Here is a 17,477-nt window from a genome sequence, read left to right on the forward strand (position 1 = left end):
TTCTTCTTTTCCTTTTTTATTTTCAAGCATCTATTCCTGTAAATGTTTTCAGTGCGTAACCTATCAGGAAGCTGATACCGGCTACACTGAAACTGAGTACCGCCATTTCGGTAAATCTTTTGCGGAAGCTCTCTCCGCGTGCCACGGAATAGTAGTAATTGAACAATGCGATGATCATTAAAGCCATGGCCAACATTACCCCTAAAGCTATCAGTACGTTTTCAATCAGGATGAACGGAGCAACCAGTGCCGCCACCGTGATGATATAGGCGATTCCCGTATAGATAGCTGCTTTCACCGGGTGTTTGTTTTCTCCGCCTTCCGATTTGGTCGAGAGGTATTCGGACGAAGCCATTGATAAAGCTGCCGCTATTCCGGTGATGCTTCCGGTCAGGGCAATCAGCCTGGAGTCGCTTAATGCCAAAGTGAAACCGGCCAGTGCTCCGGTAAACTCTACCAAGGCATCATTTAGGCCGAGTACTACCGATCCCATATATTCAAGCCGCTCTTCGTTGATCAGTCCGATTAGTTTCTGTTCGTGGATTTCCTCTTCTTTGGCCAACTGCTGGAGATCCGGAAAATCGGTATATTTGGCATAATCATGATGTGCGTTCTCTTCGCTCGATTCCATCAGCTTAATTGCAAATGTAATACCCAGGACCCGTGCCAACCAGTAGTATTTGGCTATACGCATCCGGTCGGGTGCTACATCGGTTCCTGTATACTTCTTCAGTGTGGCATAATGTGCCTTTTCTTCTGCTGAAATCAGGCGTAATACTCTGCGGTTCGATTCGTCTTTTTCAATAGAGGCCAGCCGTTCGTATACGATGCTTTCGGTTTTTTCGTTTCTTTGGAAACGGATAAACTCTTCATTCATTTCTTTATTCAGGTTCGTTTTCATAACTCTTAATTTTGCAAGATATCCTGTCTTCTGCACCACCAATAGCGGATAAATAATACCCCTGTGAACATAAGTGCCAGTGAGAGTCCGGTGTAGAAAACCGAGATGAACGTATCGGGTAACAGATGTAGCGAACGAATGGTGATTCCCATCGCTATCATGAAGCACATGACAATCCATCCCTTTGCGTCGAAAAAAGAGAAGGGGCAATTCTTTTCCTTTTTCTTTTGTTCGATCCGGCGGGTATGTTTATAGTAGAGCTTTCGGAAGACGAGAATAAAAAACAATAGGAAGACAACCGTAGCTTCGCCTACCTTGAAGTGCCAGTGGCGTGAGTCATTGAGCCAGGTCACAATACCTATACGCAGGAGATTGGCCCCCGCTATTATCCAGACGATACCGGCTGTGATTAATAATACTTGTCTGTTTACTCCGTACTTCATGTCTATATAACAATTATTAGGTGACTTCGGATTATCGTTTTGAGAAAAAAGTAATCAGCAGTGAACCGATGGTCAATGCTATTCCCGTACCAACAACTCCATGCCAACCGAATGCCTGCCAGAATGTTCCTGCCAGAAACGTCCCCGTAGAGGCACCTATGAAGTAAGTGGTCATAAAAATCGTATTAATGCGGTTAGAAGCACTCGGACAGAGTTCGAAGATGCGGGTCTGGTTGCTTAATTGGATACATTGCATACCTATATCGATGATAATGATGCCGGCAACTATACCCCAATAAGAGTTTTCCCCTGCAAACAGCAGGAACCAAGCCAATAAAATCAGTCCGCATCCGATGAAATTGAATCGTCTGACCCCGACTCTCCGTACATACTTTCCTACGAGGGAAGCTGACAAAGCACCGGCAATGCCACACAACCCTAACATACCGATGACATGGCTGTCGGCATAGAACGGGGCACCTCCCATCTTAAATGCCAGACACGACCACATAGCCAGAAATGAACCGAAAGCAAGTGCTGCACGGACAGAGAAAATGCGAAGTTCGGGATATTGCTTCAATAATGAATACAAAGACTTCATTAAGTCGCTATACCTTCCCTGAAAGTTAGGGCGTATGTCCGGCAATACCCGCATGACCACAATGCCACATAACAGCATCATACCTGCGGCGATATAATACATTTCGCGCCAGCCAAACAGTTCTCCTATAAATCCGCTGACCACTCGTGAAGCCAAGATGCCGGTCAGTAATCCCGAAACTACGATCCCTACGTTCCGTCCCTTGTTTTCCGGACGCGAGAACTGAGAGGCTATCGGGATAAATATTTGTGGCATCACCGAACAGATACCTGTGAGAAGCGAAGCACAAAGAATGATATGGATGTTGGGAGCCATTGCGATGACGAGCAACGAGAGAATCAATACGGAGAAACTGGTAAGAATGATACGTTTCCGCTGGTATAAGTCACCTAAAGGAACGATAAACAATAATCCGAGCGCATAACCGATCTGTGTCACCATGGCGATCAGATTGGTTTTAAACTCCGAAACGCCCAGTTCATGGCGAATCATGTTCAGTAAGGGCTGGTTATAGTAAAGGTTGGCTACCGATATGCCTGCAACAATGGCGAGTGTCCAAAGTATTGAAGCCGGTAATCCACCATTTTCTTTCAAAATCTGTTTCATGGCGCAAAGTTACCATTTTGGGGGCTATTCCACAAAGAACGTTGTTGAAATTGTATTTCCTTCGTCGTCTACTGCTGTCAGCGAGTGCTTTCCCGGAGCAGGGCGTAGAGAGAATTTATGGAAGTCTTGTGTCTGCATCAGGTAGGTTTCGTCCAGATGCCAGTAGACAGTTGTGTTGGGATGGCTGTGGACCAATTCGACGGTCAGCTGTCCTTGGTTACCATCCATCTGTTTAGGCAGATGGATCCGCGCTCCCATCGGAGGATAGATAAACTGCATCGGCTGGAAACGGTCTTCTCCGCATCCGGGTTTGAAGGGGGGGAGAGGATGATACTCAGGATGATGCTGTTTATAATACCACTCCCATACGGGTGGAAGGGTAAACCAGTTTCGGCGGGCAACCGGTTCACTGTCAGCACAGTTTTCGTAGATACGGAACCGTTCATCTGCTGATAGGGTGACCGGGTGGTGATAGGGGCAGGCTTCCGTTCTGAGGCCTTCCGGAAGAATTAGCAGGGTATCTGTTTCTTCACAAAACCGTCCTTTCAAATGTCCGGATTGCCGACAGATCTCTGCTTCAACCAGTTTACCTTGTGGGCGCTCGAACCAAGGAGAGGAGGGGAGCAGATTGAATACATCGAACAGGACAGGCCCCGCTGTACGGGCCCCTACCAGTCCGGGCTTGCCTTCACCCGTAGCATTTCCGACCCATACACCTACGGCATATTTGGGAGTTACCCCCACTGCCCAGGCATCCCGGAAACCATAACTGGTACCCGTTTTCCAGGCAATGGTTTGCATGGAAGGAATGGTACGCCAGTCTATCTCTTCGGGGCGGTTTACTTCTTTGATGGCGTCAAATGTCTGCCAGACTGCTCCGGGCTGGAATGGCGGATGTTGAATGATGGCCGGAGATCGGTGGGCGGAGAGGGAGTCCGATAATAATAAGGTACAAGGGGCCTGTACCAGTCCGTTGAGGCTGCGTCCCATATTGGCATAGGCCGAAGTGACATCCCAAAGGGTAGCTTCCGCTCCTCCCAGAATCAAAGAAAGTCCATAGTGTCCTGAGGGACGGTTTAAGGTGGTCAGCCCTATCTGCTTCAGAAAATTGTGGAACTTGGGTACTCCATACCGTTGTAACATTGTGACCGAAGGAATGTTGAGCGAACGTGCGATGGCTTCCGAAGCCGGTACGGCACCTTCGAATTGCTGGTTGAAGTTTTGTGGAGTAAAGCCATTAATGTTGACCGGAACGTCCGGTAACAGAGTATTGGGAAGAATCTCTCCTTCCTGTAGCATTGCATAATAAAGAAAGGGCTTGAGAATGCTTCCTGTGCTGCGTGGTGACCGGATTACATCTACCTGGTTACCGCTCTTTTTCTTGTCGAAGTGTACATTGCCGCAATAAGCAATGGCCTGATTGGTACGAATGTCAATTACGAGGATGGCCATATTTCGGATATCACTTCGCTTGAATTCGCTGTTCCACCGTTCTACCAGACTTTCTATCTGAGTTTGTATACCCTTGTCGATGGTCGATACGGAATATTCTCCATTTCGGGTCTGATAGAAATGGTCTGTCAGATGGGGAGCTATCTGTGGAAGAGGCAAAGGTTCCTGGGGGAGTGGCTCGCTGATAGCCAGTTCATAAGTGGAAGTATCGAGAATACCTTTTTGGTGCAGGTGTGTCAGCAGTCGGTTTCGTTTGTCAAGTAATGCTTGCCGGCTTTTCGAAAGGTGGATCATGGCGGGAGAGTTGGGAAGTACGGCAAGCATAGCCGATTCCGCCCAGGATAGTTCTTCTGCCGAGTGTCCGAAATAGCGCCATGCAGCAGCATCCAGTCCCACTACATTACCTCCGAAGGGGGCATGCGAAACATAAAGTGACAATATCTTCTTCTTGGAATAACGGAACTCCAGCCGGGTGGCTCCTATCATCTCGATCAGTTTTTCCTTGAATGTACGCGGCTTGTTCCGTGCCAGCCGAATCGTTTGCATCGTAAGAGTACTTCCCCCGCTGACGATTCGCTTGTGTCTGAGATTTTGCAGGGCGGCTCTGCCTATTGCCAAGGGGTTGACTCCCCAATGGCGGTAGAATTGGCGGTCCTCAAATTCAACCAGACAGGTAGCTACTTTTTCCGGTGTGTTGTCGCGCGGAGGGAAACGCCATTGTCCATCCGTGGCGATACGGGCACCGAGAAGTTCCCCATTACGGTCAACCAAGACAGTAGAATAGGGAGAGGTGAATAATTGCCGGGGAAGACAAAATAAGTATAGGAGAAGTAGGAGGAAGAGAGAAATCTTCCACCAACTTTTGAAATATTTCTTCCACCCCCTCCTTTGTGGGGAGGGGGGAAGATTGTCTGGTTTAAGAATACGGTTCATCAGGTTTTATTTGATCGTTTTACCTGATGACTTGCGTCCTTCCGGCCTGTGTCCTTGCCTGTGCATTAGCATCATACATCGCTTCACACTGGATAGCCGGCATAACAAAATCACCGGCATAGGTCGCCTGTAAGCGGACGGTAAATGTTTTGGCTTGTCCCTGCCGTAAGTTAAAGTAGGTCAGTATCCGGTCATCGCGAATATCCTGATAGCTATAAGGAGCAGAGGTCGTAATCTGTCCTGCCATTCGTTCATTAAAGATCTCCCAGCCGGCAGGAATGATATGTGTCAGTGCCAGATTCGTATAATCCGTCGTACCACTGATGTTGGCTACAGTTACCACTGCCATAAAGTCCGTACCCTGATTCAGAGAACGTGTATCTATCGGCGAGCCGTTATTGTCTAAATACCTTACGTTCAGGCGTAGATTATTGGCCATCGGCGGCAATGTGTCGTTCAGTAATTGGGTACGTGTGATCAGATCTGCGTTTAGAGATCCTTTCCCGTTATTTTTCAGGATTACTTTTCCTTCATGTGGTGAAGTGGGGAGTGATGCCTCGTATATGGCTTTGGCTGATTTTACAGCCGGTTGCTGTTTGCCATTCAACGTCCAGTTAAAGTCCAGCGTACCGGACAGTTTTTCTGCCAAACGTCCCATTGCCATCAATGAAAAGGCAGTAGACTGTGTGCTGAACCATGTCTCTTGTGCCAGGTTGTGTGAAACGATTTTGGCTTGTTCCATGGCCTCACGCTGGCGGTTCATCAGCAATAAGGTTTCAAGTATCATTGCTTCGTCACGATCGGATGAACCGTATACATAGTTATTCGATGAATAAGGTTCTACGGTTGTCTTAGCGCTGAATACCAGTTCACCGGCTGCTTTCTCTTTGCCGTTGAGTGCATAGGCGGCTGCCAAACGCCATTTGGCTTGTTGCGAGAGTGCCGGCAATTCTTTCATCCGGTTCATGGCTCCATGTTCAGGTGATCCCGCCATAGCCAGTGTGTAAAGGCGGAAAGCCTGCTGGAGGTCTGCCTGCCAATGCCACCAGTTCTGCTCTTGTGTGACGGGTTGCCAATTCTGGGATGCTGCCTTTTGGAAGTGTTTCCATTTGTTCAATACATTGCTGTTCACTGCATAACCCTTTTCTTGTGCCAATACCAGGAACATACCTGCATAAGAGGTGATCCATTCGTTTGCCGAGGCATCTCCCGGCCAATAGACGAAGCCTCCGTTGGGAAGTTGACGCCCGTATAGTTGACGGATGGCTTCCTGTACATTGGTTTTTATCTTTTCCGATTCCTCGTTGTCTACTGTTTTGAACTGGCTGACGAACAGCAGCGGAAGGGCTTTTGAAGTCAGTTGCTCTGTACAGTTGTGCTGATAATTGTATAGGAAATCGAAACGGCGGCTTATGTCGACAGACGGGATGCGTGAGACCTCCAACTGTATACTGTTTCCTTCCGAACCGTTACTTAACTGGTAATGGAGCTCTTCACTCTTTCCGGCTTCCACCCATTTACTCTCACGCAAAGTGACTGCCGGATTCGGATTACGTACCTCTATCTCGATTGTTTCTTTGGTACTTTGTCCGTTACCGTTAGCAGCCAGATGGATGGTAGCTTTCCCGGTTTTCGTACCTGTCTTTAATTTAAAGAAGATAAGCCGGTCACCGGTTTGGTTGAAAGTAAGCGTCTGCTGCTTGCTGCCGTTCACTTGTACTCCGGCACCGGAAGCCTGTATGGATACGTTTACATTCTTCACACTGTTTTCCAATGCGAATACGTTAACAGGAACTTCAATCTCTTCACCGGTACTCAGTACACGTGGCAGTGTCGAAAGAATCATTAACGGAGTGCGTACAGGAGCAGTTTTTTCTGCATTTCCGTATGCTCCGTCCTGACCGGCCACTACCATGGCACGTACGGAACCTACATACATCGGTAAAGTGATCTGGTGAGTGCGGCTTTTTCCTTTGGCAATACTGAAAGGACCGATGAATTTCACTACCGGTTTGAAGCGGTTTGCTTTCTGGTCCGATGGCTTCAGGGTTTCATCACCGCCTGTGCTGAACATCGATCCATAGCTTCCCGCTGTGGCTCCCAGTACATCGTCATACATATCCCAAGTACGGATTCCCAGTGCCTCACGGGCATAGAAACTGTTCCAGGGATCCGGTGTCTTGAAGTTGGTTAAATCAAGCAGCCCGTCATCTACAATAGCGAGCGTATAAGTCATCGGTTTACCGTGCCTTTCGCTTACGGTCAGGTTGAATGCCTGTTCGGGACGAAGCACTTCCGGCATCTTGATTTGCGGCTCAAGAACCGTTTGTTTATCAGTTACGAATACCGGCATTATACCGTACATGCGGATAGGGAGGTCGTTTACCGTTTGCGCATGGGGTTGCAGCAGGCTGATATGAAGATAAACATTCGGAGCCATTTCGGGAGTCACCTTAAACTGATATTTGGTGTCCTCCTTCCCCGATACTTCAATCCACTCCCGTTGAATTACGGACGAACCGTTTTCAAGTGTTACCAGTGCTCTTCCTCCTGCGGAAGCCGGCAATATGGCTGTTACGGTTTCTCCCGGTTCGTAGGAGTCCTTGTCGATGGAGAAAGATAACATCTTGATACCACTCGGGTCACTCTTGTTGGAACGTCCCCGCCAGTCAGGCCAGTCCACATAGATGGTACCTCCCGTAGCATGTCCGCTTTCGCGGTCTTTTACGTAAACCAGATACCGTCCCCAATCCGGATAATTCACTCTGAAGCTGAATTGTCCCTTTCCGCCTACTGTGTTGAGTCGTCCTGTAGCTACGGGGCTGATGGAGCTGCTGTTGATGTATGTTTCGAATGATTCGTTATCGTTTTCCCACCACCAACTCCAACTGATGCGGTATATTTTGTATTCCAGCCCGGAACGGTTCACCGGTTTTCCGTCGGGACTGACTGTAATGACATCAAACACATGATCTTTATCTGTTTCGATATATCTGCCCTGCGGTTGGTTCAGGTTGATACCTACGTATGACGGGAAAGGAGAGTAGGGGACAGACTGAGTTTGGATACTGGCATCTCCACCCGGCTCGAATACCTGAGTCGTGATGTTGGCTTGAAGCATGCCCGGGGCATTTTCCGAGGCAGGAAGTTTCAGCATGAATCCGGCATTGCCACTTTCGTCCAGTGTACCACTGAATACATCGGTTCTTACCGAGGTGAATTCCGTAGCCGGATTATTGAAAATGTAAGTTCCATAATTCTTGAATTGGGTGTTGACTTTCGATAAAGACATTTCTACCTTTGCCTTCAGGCGTGATGCAGTGGCTCCTGTCAGCCATGCTGACGAAAGATGTGCCTGTACTTCTTTATCTGAAGCTTTCAGTATTTCTCCCGGCAATTTCAGGTTTATTTTCAGGCGGTTCGGCTTGATGGTTTCTACCCGAAGCGCTTTGTGAAAGGCAGTACCTCCCACCTTTATGTACGCATTCCATAGTCCGGTTGGGTCTTCTGCCTGCGTCGGGATCTTAAATGTATAGAATCCATTCAGTCCGTTGGTTGAAATAAGTTTGCTATAAAATTGCCCCCTTGGATTATAGAGTTCCAATGCTACAGGATGTTTGTCCGGAATACGTTTGGTACGATCTTCCAGAATAAACGAGATATGCAGAGTGTCTCCCGGACGCCATACTCCTCTTTCACCGTACACAAATCCTTTCAAGCCTTTTTGGATGTCCTTGCCGCCCACATCAAAGCGGCTGGTGGACTGTTCTTCTCCGTCTGCTACTTTTACGTAGGCTTTTTGCTTGTCTGATTCCGCTACTACGATGAAAGGCACTCCTTTCGTTTCAATTGTGGCGAAACCTTCCGAATCCGTCACTGCTTTGCCTACAGGCTGTAACTGGAAATTGTAAACAGTGACTTGGGCTTTTTCCACCGGTTTGGTATCCAAGATGTTGTTTACTGCTATCCAAAGTTTATTCATTGAATTGCGTTTCACAATCATGCCGATGTTGGAAGCCAGCACATTACAGGTGGCTATCCGGTCAGATGTCATGTAATAAGACGGATGACAAGGGTTGTTCCGTTCATCCCATCGGTACTGACTCCAGTCGGCATTTTCATTTCCGCTGAAATAATAATATGTTTCGGGTTTGTCCCAGACAGCTTCATCTTCTTCCGGAAGAGTGCCGGATGTGACTTTGGTCAAAGATTCGGTTTCCTCGGAAAATTGCATTCTCGGGCTTTCACCACCACCACAAGGGTAGGCCGAATACTCCTGTTTGAACGAAAGGATGACACGATAAATAGCACCCGGTTCCTGATGGATCAGACCTGCCAGGTCAATAGAATAGTTTTCCCATTTATGAAGGTCTTTTGATGAATCTTTGCCTAAAAACAATGTTTTTTTGTAAACCAGTCTTCCGGATCTTCTTAATTCATTGGCCGAAGAAAGCGAATTGTTTTGCATAAACATCAGTACATTGTTTTCGAAGATGCGGATAACCCGCAAATCTACTGCATACAGGTTGACGGCCCGGAACGGAATGACAAGGTTTTTTGAGTCGGGAATGATGGCACCTGCAGAGGCTATTTCTACCTGAGGTTTCAGGCTCAGTTCGCCGAAAGAGATAGAGTGTGAGTTTCCCAGTGCTTTTCCTTGGCTGTTTTTTATGCCTTCGTGTATTTTCAGTGTAAGCTTGCTGAGCTGACTGGCTTCAAAATAAACATTCACACGGTTATCCGTTACCTGAAAGATATACGAAGAAATCTCCGGTATTTCGATCAGTCCTTTTAAATCCTGAGCATCCGAAACCGGGTCTGAGAAGACGATTTGTATTCCGTTTTCCGGTTGGTCGATACGTTCGGCAGAAAGGAAGCGGAAACTGTCTTTGGCAGGAATAGTGATTGTTTCACTTTGTTTCCGGTCAATTCCGGCGGACTTTCCGTCTGCTGTGATTTCAAGTTCGTAGTCTTGTTTATTTCTTTGGATATTGCCGATGACGAAGCTATAGGCTGACGGATTGGAGGTGGACTCTACGGTGACTGTCGGAGAAGACAGCCCGCCACTGGCAGAAAGCATTTTTTCTACCTGCTCCTTAGTCGTTTTATCGCTGAAACGGATCTCTCCTTTCACAGTTACTTTATCGGGTGAAGAGGCGGTTATTTCAAGCGGAGCTGTATGTAATGTGAAATTGCTTTCCTGTACCCGGAAGGAGAAGTCGAATGATTTCAATTTGCTATCCACTTCAACGAAATTTCCCAGCTGGAATGTTCCTTGATACAGTTCTCCCGGTTTCAGTTGTCCCTCTTCCGGAAGAAACTCGACAGTATTATTACTGACCCAATAGGCCTTCCCTTTTATCGAAGGAGTGAAGCGGAACGGATTATCCTTTAGTTCATTGTTTAAGTCCACCATCGGCTGGTCCTGCGTCAACTCAATCCGTATGGGAGAAGATTGAGAAATGACACCGCCCGTATAGGCATTGACGTAAGGAGCGTATTCCGAAGACGGAATAATTTCTTTAGCGCTGCGTGTGCAAGCGAATAATCCTGCGATGATGATCATAAACACACAGGAGAATAGAATTAAAAGATTCTTTTTCCCTTTCATAATGAATCATGTTTAGTTAGTTATTATTTTATCGTCCGTTCGTTTTTATCTCTACTTTCAAGATTTGGATTTACAAAGATACAATTTATCCGATAGAAAGTGTCGCGAGGCTCTGTTTTTTGGTTTGCCCGGCAGATGTGTAGCTTACGTCATCTATAGTGAGGGCATGTGGCGCTTCGGATGTAGTCATCATTTACACACCGAGGTAAATGCTTTTACATACCGGGGTAAATGCCTTTACACGCCGGGGTAAATGCTTTTACACGCCGGGGTAAATGCTTTTATATGCCGGAGTAAATGCTTTTACATGTGTCGGTAAGGGCTTGGTAAATGTAATCAGTTGATTTTTAGTTGATATCTTTGGGGGAGATTCGGATAATCATTACCCGCTTTGTGTTGTTGCTTACTTTAAACCGATTGTCCGTTCGTTCTCCTATCAACCAGGCAATTCGTTCTCCGCAACACAACACCCATTGTTTCTTCTTGTCACTCAGGGAGAACTTCCGGTCCGTCAAATAGTCGCTTACACGCTTTTTGCCGATCATTCCAAAAGGAATAAACACATCACCTTGTTTCCATTTTCTTATACACCATGCTGCATCCATCTTGTCTGCATCAAAGCAAGCTGTTTTTTTATCTTTGGGAATTATAAATTCAGGAGTATAATCATATACTTCCGTAACCAGACGGAAAGGTGGTTTGGCTTCTTCCTCCTTTATATCTTCTTCAATTAGCAGCAATTCCCTGTCTTTTATGACTTTCCACCCTTTACCGATGAAGACTTTTCCCGGCTGTCCGTCGAGTGATTGTTGTATACTTTCTATTTGGGCGGCGTTGAAACCGAGCGGATGCAACAGTTCGAAGAGGATGGCTCCCGGTACCGGTTCTTGCAGTAAAGCCTCTATCCGGATACCTTCGGAGGTCAGCACGCGTGTCCGTGCTTCTTCTATACCTTTATTGTATAGAGTTGCCGTGTCATTCAGGTAGTTAGTCGTGCGGATAATGCTCTCTTTAACCGATGGATTGATTTCCTGCATCAGAGGTAACAGGTTCAAACGAATTTTATTCCGGGTATAATCATCCAAAAGATTGGTACTGTCCGTTACGTAATCCTGATTCATGCGTTGCAGGTATGCGATTATTTCATCGCGGCTCAGGCAAAGCAAAGGGCGTACGATGTTTCCGTTCTTTGGACGGATTCCGAGCAGTCCGTTAATGCCGGTACCCCGGATCAGATTCAGTAATACGGTCTCTACGCTGTCGTCTTTATGGTGAGCTACTGCGATAACAGCTGCTCCACGCTGTTTCCTGAGCGTTTCGAACCACTCGTAGCGTAATTCACGGGCAGCCATCTCGATAGAAATGTGTTTGTCGGCGGCATATTGAATTGTATCAAAATGTACGGTATGTAAAGGTACTTCCGCTTCATGGCACAACCGGCGTACAAATGCTTCATCTCTGTCCGATTCTTTATCCCGCAGATGGAAATTGCAATGGGTAGCTTCACAGGTGTACCCCATTGATAGCAACAATCGTAGCAAAGCCACAGAATCGGCTCCGCCGCTTAGTGCTACCAATACCTTGTCATTCAGATAAAAGAGCTTCTCTTTTTCGATGTATTGTGCTATTCTATGTTGTATCATATTGCAAAGATAATAGTTTTGTCAATATGGATAAGAATTCTCTCTTATTTAAAAACAATCTAAATAATTTGCATGCCACAAAGTTATGAATTATCTTTGCGCCAAAATTAGAGGTACACACACTATGCGATTGTCCGAATTAAAAACAGGTGAGAAGGGAGTCATAGTCAAAGTGCTGGGACACGGCGGCTTCCGTAAACGGATTGTGGAGATGGGTTTTATCAAGGGAAAAACCGTAGAAGTATTGCTTAATGCTCCACTGAAAGACCCGATCAAATACAAAATAATGGGTTATGAAATCTCTCTGCGGCGACAGGAGGCTGATATGATCGAGATCATCAGCGAGCAGGAGGCTAAGTTACAAACACAGGAATCTGCTTATCATCAGGGATTGACTGAAGATATTGACGTAAAAGAGGAAGATTTGAAGCGGGTTGCCCTTGGAAAACGGCGTACGATAAATGTGGCGCTGGTCGGTAATCCGAACTGTGGTAAGACTTCTCTTTTCAATCTGGCTTCAGGAGCCCACGAACATGTAGGCAATTATAGCGGTGTGACCGTAGATGCCAAAGAAGGATATTTTGATTTCCAGGGTTATCACTTCAAGATAGTCGACTTGCCCGGTACTTACTCTCTGTCAGCTTATACTCCCGAAGAAATTTATGTCCGCCGCCACATCATTGATGAAACGCCGGATGTGATCATTAATGTGGTCGATTCTTCCAACCTGGAGCGTAATCTCTATCTTACTACCCAGCTTATCGATATGAATGTACGCATGGTAGTAGCCCTCAATATGTACGATGAGCTGGAAGCCAGCGGTAATACCCTTGATCACCGCCTGCTGGGCAATTTGTTCGGTGTTCCGATGGTACCTACTGTTTGCAAGAAAAATATCGGAGTAGACCGTCTTTTCCATGTCGTTATCAATCTCTACGAAGGTGCCGACTTTATTGATAAAAAAGGGCATATCCATCCGGAAGTGGCTAAGGAAATCATGGATTGGCATCAGACCCTGCCTAACTTTAAGGATCACGGCGAACATCCTGCCGACTATACCCATGGTAAAGAACCGGTGGGCAAAGTATTCCGCCATATTCATATCAATCATGGCCCCGATTTGGAGAAGGCTATCGATGCGGTGAAAGAAGAAATCTCAAAGAACGAATTTATCCGCCATAAATATTCTACCCGTTATCTGGCTATCAAATTGCTGGAGAATGATCCTGAAATAGAACGCTTCATTCATACTCTGCCCAATGCCGCAGAGGTGGAAAAGAAACGGGATAAAGCGGCCCGGCGTATACAGGAGACAATGAACGAAGATAGCGAATCTGCTTTGACAGATGCTAAATATGGTTTTATCAGTGGAGCGTTGAAAGAAACTTTCACCGACAATCATCTGGAGCAGGAACAGACAACGAAGGTGCTCGACTCCATTGTGACCCATCGCATTTGGGGATATCCCATTTTCTTCCTTTTTATGTATCTGATGTTCGAGGGTACGTTTGTAATTGGGGAGTACCCGATGATGGGTATCGAGTGGCTTGTCGAGGTGATGGGTAACCTGATTCGGGATAACATGTCCGAGGGCCCGCTGAAGGATATGATGATTGACGGTATCATTGGTGGAGTCGGAGGAGTGATTGTATTTCTGCCCAACATCTTGATATTGTATTTCTGCATTTCCTTGATGGAAGATTCGGGTTATATGGCCCGTGCCGCATTTATTATGGATAAAATCATGCATAAGATGGGCTTGCACGGTAAGTCGTTCATTCCTTTGATAATGGGTTTCGGGTGTAATGTGCCTGCAATAATGGCTTCACGTACCATTGAGAACCGGAAGAGCCGTCTGATCACCATGCTCGTCAATCCGTTGATGTCGTGCAGTGCCCGTCTGCCTATCTACCTGGTATTGGTGGGTGCTTTCTTTCCTAATAATGGCAGTTTGGTTTTATTGGGAATTTATGTTATCGGAATCGCATTGGCGGTTGTTATGGCTCGTTTGTTCAGCCGTTTTCTGGTGAAGGGAGATGATACTCCGTTCGTGATGGAACTTCCACCTTACCGCATGCCGACTATGAAGTCTATCTTCCGGCATACATGGGAAAAAGGCGCGCAATACCTCAAAAAGATGGGAGGTATCATTATGATTGCTTCCATTATCATTTGGTTTTTGGGCTATTATTCGGATCATAATGCTTATCCTACCCAGGCGGAACAGCAGGAAAACTCTTATATCGGGCAGATAGGTCAGGCAGTGGAGCCTGTACTTGAGCCGTTAGGATTCGATTGGAAGCTGAGTATCGGTCTTCTTTCCGGTGTGGGTGCCAAGGAGTTGGTAGTAAGTACGCTCGGTGTACTTTATACAAATGATGCCGATGCCGATGCGGTCAGTCTGGCCGAACGGATTCCGATCACTCCGCTTGCAGCATTCAGCTATATGCTGTTTGTGCTGATCTACTTCCCGTGCATTGCCACGTTGGTGCCCATCAAGCAAGAGTCCGGTAGTTGGAAGTGGGCTATCTTTACGGCAGGATATACCACAGCATTGGCATGGATTGTTTCATTTGCCGTTTATCAGATAGGAGGATTGTTTTTATGAATTGGCAAGAATGGGTTGTCGGGTTACTGATTATATTGTGTGTAGCCCGCATCCTCTATGGTATTTATGTTTTTTTTCGTCGTGTGAAAGAAAATGATAACCCTTGTGCAAGTTGTGCAAGTGGCTGTGAATTAAAGGATATGATGGAGAAGAAGCGGAAAGAGTGTTCGTCTAAGAAAAAAAAGACAAAGAAAAATTGCTGCGGATAGTTTGGTAGTTTCAAAATTTGTACTACCTTTGCAACCGCAAACGAGAAACAAGGTTCCTTGGATGAGTGGCTTAGTCAGCGGTCTGCAAAACCGTGTACGGCGGTTCGAATCCGCCAGGAACCTCGAACATTACTTTAAATCCCTTGAAAGTCAAGTGCTTTCAAGGGATTTTTTTTTATGGAGACCGTTTCGGGGACCACTTTGAGCATATCCGACAGATGAGGATTCCATATTTCCGTATAATATGTCGTAAGACATATAAAAATGCAGTACATAGTAGAGTGTATTGCATTTTTCTTATATTTGCAAGTACTTTCATGAAAGGTAAAAAAGACTATAAAAAAATGAAAACGAAAAAGTTATCAAAACTACTACTGTTGTTCTTGTGCACAATTAATCTTATTGGTTGCAACAATGAAGAAACGGAATCTGCCTGCCATTTGGAGTTGACTGTAAATTCATGCAAAATCATATTGGGCGGTAGTGAATCTGTAAAGCTGACGGCCCATGAAAACACGACATTGGATATAACTGATGGTGAAGTGGCTGATGCTGTTTATACATGGGGTGGAAATACGGAATATGCCTCTGATATCAAAATTACAGGTAAGCGGGATGGAGAAACCGATATTATCGTTACCGATCATGAAACAGGAGAGACTGCCACGATAAAAGTGGAAGTGACCAAAGCGCCGATGCCTCACCTTGCACTTAAAAAAGGGAATAGGAAAAATGTTTTTGATCGTATGGATTTTTATCTAACAAATGATGGTTCGCAATCTATAACGATGGGATTACTGTCAGAGGTATGCGATTCAATAGTCTGGACAGTGAATGGACAGAAAGGCAGCTATCGGTTGTATGAACGTGAAAGTGGAGAAGGAGTAGTTAAGAGCCATCTGGTTATGGAGTGGGGGCACTGCTTTATATTCCCCGGAGATTATGAAACTTGCCTTACAGCATGGAAGGATAACAAGGTGCTTTACCAAGACATACTTTCGGTTACTATCATTAATGATAAAGATTTTCTGGGATTTAATTGGAAGGATGTGACTAATACTTCACAGGCGTGGACTTCTTATGCCGATGTTATTGGCAGTAACCCTGATTTGATGACTACTTATCGGTTTAATGCTGGTGTCCCATCAGTGGAAGTTGCATACTTTAATGTTACAAGCGACAAATATCTGAGCCAAAGCTATGATGTGCTTTATAACTACTTCTGTTCATTCTATTCGCAACCTACTTACGAAGATAAAAAGGATAAGCAAAAGATCTTTCGATTATATAAGGAACTGTTTTCCGAGCAAAAGGTATATCCGAATGCCTATCCGTGCGCTATATGGGTTACAGATAACGCCAATGCGGTTTTATTACTTGACGAAGACGATTCGGCACGCTATATCGTTTATGCAGAACCAAGACAGTGATAAAATTATTTTTTATGAAGGAAGCCCTCAGTGAAGTTTCTTCATTTAAATTCACTACATTGGTGCTTTGTGATTTATTAATAATAGTCATAAAGTAGCACTATCCCGGTCAGTTGGTTGATAATATCTAAATTTAAAGTGAGGGTGCGTATGGATACTGATTTTGTAAATTTGACAACAGAAAACCTTGCCGGTGAGCATTTATGTTGCATTATCCGCAGTAAAAAGCCACATCAGGGTATTGAAGCAAAGCGGCGATGGCTTTCTGACCGGCTGAATGAAGGTCACGTCTTTAGAAAATTGAATGCAAAGGCTACGGTTTTTATCGAATATGCTCCCCTTGAAACAGCTTGGGTCCCCATAACCGGTGATAACTATTATTACGTATATTGCTTATGGGTTTTAGGTAGTTACAAAGGAAAAGGGTATGCAAAGTCATTGATGGAGTATTGTTTGGCTGATGCCAAAGCAAAGGGTAAATCCGGTATTTGTATGCTGGGAGCAAAAAAACAAAAATCCTGGCTTTCTGACCAATCATTTGCGAAGAAGTTCGGTTTTGAAGTTGTTGATACTACTGATAACGGATATGAATTGCTTGCGCTTTCTTTTGACGGAACAATACCCCGGTTTGCGCAAAATGTAAAGAAGCAGGAGATTGAAAGCAACGAACTGACGATTTACTATGATATGCAATGTCCTTATATCTGTCAAAACATTGAAATAATAAAACAGTATTGCGAAATGAATGACGTTCCCGTATCTTTCATTCAAGTGGATACGTTACAAAAAGCAAAGGAATTGCCCTGCGTTTTCAATAACTGGGCTGTATTCTATAAAGGAAAGTTTGAGACTGTGAATTTATTGTTGGATGTCGACTACTTAAAGAGGATACTCAAAAAGTGAAAATGTAAATTCGGATATGCTTTGTGAGCTTTGCTGTCTGAATTCATATTGAATATTATATAACCCTAAGGTGTCAATCATATTTTAAATGAAGATGCGTCGAAAATGTCAATTCCGCATGGAGACATTCTCGACAC

General features: G+C 45.4%; 10 protein-coding genes and 1 tRNA gene. 5 read left to right on the forward strand and 6 right to left on the reverse strand.

Annotated features, from left to right (window positions below; all coding sequences use genetic code 11):
• Nucleotides 1–22 precede the first annotated feature (22 nt).
• The 6 genes from R3O62_RS11155 to tilS all read right to left on the reverse strand — a co-directional run bounded on the left by R3O62_RS11155 (nucleotide 23) and on the right by tilS (nucleotide 12,190).
• A complete protein-coding gene (locus R3O62_RS11155; RefSeq protein WP_005776070.1) occupies nucleotides 23–901 on the reverse strand; it encodes a VIT1/CCC1 transporter family protein in 879 nt (292 codons plus the stop codon).
• A 5-nt stretch (nucleotides 902–906) separates the two neighbouring features.
• Complete coding sequence (locus R3O62_RS11160; RefSeq protein ID WP_005776072.1) at nucleotides 907–1,344, reverse strand: hypothetical protein; 438 nt, start codon at nucleotides 1,342–1,344, stop codon at nucleotides 907–909.
• A 31-nt stretch (nucleotides 1,345–1,375) separates the two neighbouring features.
• Nucleotides 1,376–2,551, reverse strand: coding sequence for an MFS transporter (locus tag R3O62_RS11165; protein ID WP_005809619.1), 1,176 nt, complete (start codon nucleotides 2,549–2,551; stop codon nucleotides 1,376–1,378).
• Nucleotides 2,552–2,575: 24 nt separating this feature from the next.
• A complete protein-coding gene (gene pbpC / locus R3O62_RS11170) occupies nucleotides 2,576–4,936 on the reverse strand; it encodes a penicillin-binding protein 1C (protein ID WP_032530829.1) in 2,361 nt (786 codons plus the stop codon).
• Between the two features lie 19 nt (nucleotides 4,937–4,955).
• Nucleotides 4,956–10,547 (reverse strand): alpha-2-macroglobulin family protein, encoded by a 5,592-nt coding sequence (locus R3O62_RS11175; RefSeq protein WP_317472688.1) that lies wholly within the window; start codon nucleotides 10,545–10,547, stop codon nucleotides 4,956–4,958.
• A gap of 347 nt (nucleotides 10,548–10,894) precedes the next feature.
• Nucleotides 10,895–12,190 (reverse strand): tRNA lysidine(34) synthetase TilS, encoded by a 1,296-nt coding sequence (tilS, locus tag R3O62_RS11180; RefSeq protein WP_005809613.1) that lies wholly within the window; start codon nucleotides 12,188–12,190, stop codon nucleotides 10,895–10,897.
• 124 nt (nucleotides 12,191–12,314) lie between these two features.
• Here tilS and feoB point away from each other — a divergent pair, with 124 nt between their 5' ends.
• The 5 genes from feoB to R3O62_RS11205 all read left to right on the forward strand — a co-directional run bounded on the left by feoB (nucleotide 12,315) and on the right by R3O62_RS11205 (nucleotide 17,340).
• On the forward strand, nucleotides 12,315–14,798 hold the full coding sequence (gene feoB, locus R3O62_RS11185) for a ferrous iron transport protein B (RefSeq protein WP_317472747.1): 2,484 nt from the start codon (nucleotides 12,315–12,317) through the stop codon (nucleotides 14,796–14,798).
• Nucleotides 14,795–15,007, forward strand: coding sequence for a hypothetical protein (locus tag R3O62_RS11190; protein ID WP_005809609.1), 213 nt, complete (start codon nucleotides 14,795–14,797; stop codon nucleotides 15,005–15,007). The genes feoB and R3O62_RS11190 overlap by 4 nt, the downstream gene beginning before the upstream one ends.
• Before the next feature lie 51 nt (nucleotides 15,008–15,058).
• Nucleotides 15,059–15,130: transfer RNA gene (locus tag R3O62_RS11195), tRNA-Cys, on the forward strand.
• 221 nt (nucleotides 15,131–15,351) lie between these two features.
• The gene (locus R3O62_RS11200; RefSeq protein WP_032530849.1) at nucleotides 15,352–16,437 is read left to right on the forward strand and encodes a pilus assembly protein N-terminal domain-containing protein; all 1,086 of its coding nucleotides are present in this window, start codon (nucleotides 15,352–15,354) and stop codon (nucleotides 16,435–16,437) included.
• A gap of 150 nt (nucleotides 16,438–16,587) precedes the next feature.
• Nucleotides 16,588–17,340, forward strand: coding sequence for a GNAT family N-acetyltransferase (locus R3O62_RS11205; RefSeq protein ID WP_005809603.1), 753 nt, complete (start codon nucleotides 16,588–16,590; stop codon nucleotides 17,338–17,340).
• Nucleotides 17,341–17,477: the final 137 nt, after the last annotated feature.

It is taken from the genome of Bacteroides hominis, assembly GCF_033042785.2.
In the GTDB taxonomy this organism is placed as follows: Bacteria; Bacteroidota; Bacteroidia; order Bacteroidales; family Bacteroidaceae; genus Bacteroides; species Bacteroides hominis.